Origin of the sequence: Leucobacter soli, from assembly GCF_042659205.1 — a bacterium.
Lineage (GTDB): Bacteria > Actinomycetota > Actinomycetes > Actinomycetales > Microbacteriaceae > Leucobacter > Leucobacter soli.
Map to the genome: position 1 here is coordinate 1 of NZ_JBHSRW010000220.1, position 3664 is coordinate 3664.

Genomic DNA, 3664 nt, shown 5'->3' on the forward strand with positions numbered 1-3664 from the left:
CCGCCGCCGGGCATCCCGCCGCTCGGCGGCTCCCCGCCACCGGGGCCGCCCGTGCCACCAGGACCGTCACCGCCGCCGGGGCCACCCGTACCGCCGGGTCCCATGCCGTTCGCCATCGACTCGTCCCATGCCGAGCCGTTCGCGGTCACCGTCCCCTCGGCCACCGACACCGTGCCGTTGCCGTCGATCGGTCCGTCACCCCCGTTCGCAGCGCTGCTGATCGTGATGGTGCCGCCGCTGATGGTGATCGAGCCGTTGGAGTCGATCCCGTCGGAACCGGCGTCGATGGTCACGGTGCCACCCGAGATCTCGAGCCGCTCGCCGCTATCGGCTTCACGGTCGGTGACGCCGGTGAACTCCTCGCCGGCGATCAGCGCCTGCAGTTCGGCGTTGCCGGAGGCGTTGATGCCGTCGTCGCTCGCGGTGAGATCGATGGTCCCGCCGTAGATGCCGATGTTCGCGGCTTCCATCGCCTCGGTCGAGGCCGTCACGGTGATCACCGGCGCCGTGGTGCCGGCGATCTCGCCGACCGACACGATCGCCTCGCCCTTCACGCCGTCGTCCGCGACGTCGGCGGTGATGGTGCCGCCCGCGACGACCGTGTCGGTGAAGGCCTGCAGCCCGTCGTCCCCGGCGGTGATGTCGATGGTGCCGCCACTCACGTAGATGTAGCCGCGGGTCCAATCGATCTCGCTGCTGTCATCCCCCTCGTCGCCGTCGCTCTTCATCCCGTCGCCGCCGGTCGCGGTCAGCGTGAGCGTCCCGCCCTCCACGGCGAGCGCGTCCTTGCCGCGGAGCGCGTCGTCGGCGGCGGTCACGGTGATCTCGCCCGAGAGGATGACGAGGTCGTCCGTGCTGGTGATCCCGTCGTTGCCGTTGCCGGTCACCGCGAGCGATCCGGTGCCCGAGACGGTGAGGTCGGTGTCGGCGTGGATCGCGGCGTTCGCGTCGGCGTCCTCCGCATAGCTGCCGGTATCGGCGACACGGTTCGTGCTGCCGTCGGCGAGGTGGATCGCCACGTCGTCGGCGGTGCGCACCTCGATCGCGGATCCCGCGTCGTTCGTGATGTCGACGCCGTCGAGGATCAGCACGACGAGCGCGTCGTCGGGCGCCTCCACGACCACGCCGCCCTCGAGCTCCCCGCTCAGACGGTAGACGCCGGCTTGGGTGATCGTCACGGTCGACCCGTCGACGGAGACCGCGGCCGAGTCGCTGCTCGCGCTCGATCCAGTAAGTTCCACGTCGACGGCGTCGGCCTCGGACCATTCGTCCTCGTTCACGGTCGTGTAGTCGTCGTTCGCGGCCATGACCTCCTCCGGCGCGAGGTCTCCGGAGAGGACCGCGTCGGCGGTGGGGGCGACGGTGTCGACGGTGTCGCCCCCGTCACCGGCGACGTCGATGCCGCCGACGGCGGTGCAGCCGGCCAGGATCAGACCCGCCGCGGCGAGCGAGGAGGTGATGAGGAATGAACGTTTCATGATGCGTGCTCCGATCGGGATGCGGTGTCGAACGGGTCGCGCAGGACGCGCGCCCACTTGTTGCCGGGGAGTTCCGGATGCAGTGCGGCGGTGCCGGTGCCGAACTTGCTGATGCCGCTGGGGCGGTGGCCCGCGCGCCAGAGCGCCCGGTCGAGTTCGCTCGGCCGGCCGGCCGACTTCGACTCGATGATCGCGTGCCCGGGGAGCGCGACCCGGCGCGAGCCGTCGCGCCAGCGCAGCCGGGTGTCGAACGTTGCCCTGCTGCCGCACCGCAGCAGCAGGGTGGCCCGGCGGTATCGGCTCACGAGCGCGGGGCGCAGAGCGTCGACGAGCGCCGGATCGTGGCCGTGCGCTCCCAGCATCGTCGAGACGTAGGCCCGGCCCTCGGCGCTGAGCGCGGTGCGATCGGCGGGGTCGACCGGGATGCGATCCTTCACCGTCGCGCCGCGGCCGCTCTTGGTCTTGAGCTCCAGGTACGCGGACCCGGTGTCGAGGTAGCTGCGGGTGCGGAGCTTGAAGCGGCGACGGCGGCGCTGCGCGGTGAGCCGGTAGCTCAGGTGATCCGGCGTATCGAAGTAGACGGAGTCGTAGCCGAAGTCGCGGCTGCCGCCGATCTCGAGCACCCGGCTGCGCGGATCGATCCGGGAGAGGATCGCGGCGGCCTCCTCGATGGGGACGAGGTACTTGCGGTCGACCCGGGTGAGCAGCTCGGCCTCCGAGACCAGCTCGTCGAGCCCGACCGGGGCGAAGCCGCCGAGCGGGAGCTCGGATCCGGGATGGCCGGCGGGATCCATGGCGGCGGACGGCTGCGGGAGCTCGATCGGCGCCGTCGCTGCGGCGGTCATCGGGCCACCGCCAGACGGGCGCGATCCTGCCCGACCCGATAGCGGACGTCGACGAGCGTCGAGTCGTTCACCAGGTCGAGCTGCTGCACGGTGAGCGCCGTCACCGAGGCGCCGAGGCGCTGCTCGAGCTCGAAGCGCAGTTCGCCCTCGTCGGCGATCGCACGATCCAGCCGAACCACCTGCTGCCGGCTGCGACCGAGCAGCGCCGGGTGATCCGCGACCCACATCACGACGAGGATCAGTGCGATGAGCACCGCGGGCACGACGATGTCCGTCGCGCCCAGCCCGCCGATGAGGCCCATCGCGAGAGCGGCGAAATAGTAGGCGACCTCGCGCTGCGAGATCTCGGACGACCGCAGGCGGATGATGCTGAGCACGCCGAAGAGCCCCAGGCCCAGGCCGGCGGCGACGCCGGCGGTGCCGAGCGCCGAGGCGACGGCGAGCACGCCCACGTTCACTCCGAGGAATGCCACCACGAGGTCGCGTCGGCGATGACGGGGGTAGTAGATGCCCAGGGTCAGAACGAGCGCGGCGACGAGATCGACGCCGATGAGGATGAGATTGCTGGTGGTTACGGGAGGGTCTCCTTGTTCGTTGCCACCATCCCAGCAGCCGGCCCTATGTCGGGGCTATGGCGCTCCGGATCCGGGCCTGAGAGTCGAGTGCTGCTGCACCCAGGAGTACATCGCGACCGCGGCCGCGGCGCTCGCGTTGATGGAGCGGGTCGAACCGTACTGGGTGATCTCGACCACGGCCTCGGCCGCCGCGATCGCCTCCTCGGTCAGCCCGGGCCCCTCCTGCCCGAAGATCATGACGCAGCGTTCCGGCCAGTCGTAGGTCTCCATGGGCACGCAGCCGGGCACGTTGTCGATCGCGATGACCGGGATCCCCTGCTCCGCGGCCCAGGCGGCGAGCGCCCCCACGTCCTCCCGGTGCTCGACGTGCTGGTAGCGGTCGGTCACCATGGCGCCGCGCTTGTTCCAGCGGCGGCGGCCGACGATGTGCACGGTGTCGGCCGCGAAGGCGTTGGCGCTGCGTACGATCGAGCCGATGTTCATGTCGTGCTGCCAGTTCTCGATGGCGACGTGGAAGGGGTGACGGTGCTCGTCGAGATCCGCGACGATCGCCTCCATTCGCCAGTACCGGTAACGATCGATGACGTTGCGGGTGTCGCCGTGCGCGAGCAGCTCGGGGTCGTAGCGCTCGGCATCGGCACCGCCGGGCCAGGCCTCGGGACCGCCGGGCCAGGGGCCGACTCCCGCCGTCGTGCGCTCGGGATGCGCCGCGGGCTCGCGGAGATCGCCGTGGGTCTCAGTCATCCGATCATTCTCGCAGGCCGAG

The 3664-nt window shown here is 71.0% G+C and carries 4 protein-coding genes; all 4 read right to left on the reverse strand.

What is annotated here, in order from left to right; all coding sequences use genetic code 11:
• On the reverse strand, positions 1-1478 hold a 1478-nt coding region (locus ACFPZL_RS11075), incomplete at its 3' end, for a carbohydrate-binding domain-containing protein (protein WP_382335431.1).
• Entirely contained in the window at positions 1475-2323 is an 849-nt protein-coding gene (locus ACFPZL_RS11080; protein ID WP_236021964.1) for a polyphosphate polymerase domain-containing protein, read from the reverse strand. The genes ACFPZL_RS11080 and ACFPZL_RS11075, both read right to left, overlap by 4 nt.
• Positions 2320-2880 carry a DUF4956 domain-containing protein gene (locus ACFPZL_RS11085; RefSeq protein WP_218114597.1) on the reverse strand — a complete coding sequence of 187 codons (561 nt, stop codon included), beginning with the start codon at positions 2878-2880 and terminating at the stop codon, positions 2320-2322. Before ACFPZL_RS11085 ends, ACFPZL_RS11080 begins: the two co-directional genes overlap by 4 nt.
• Positions 2881-2952: 72 nt before the next feature.
• Positions 2953-3642: a TrmH family RNA methyltransferase gene (locus ACFPZL_RS11090; RefSeq protein WP_218114586.1), complete on the reverse strand. Its 690-nt coding sequence runs from the start codon at positions 3640-3642 to the stop codon at positions 2953-2955.
• Between the last annotated feature and the right edge of the window lie 22 nt (positions 3643-3664).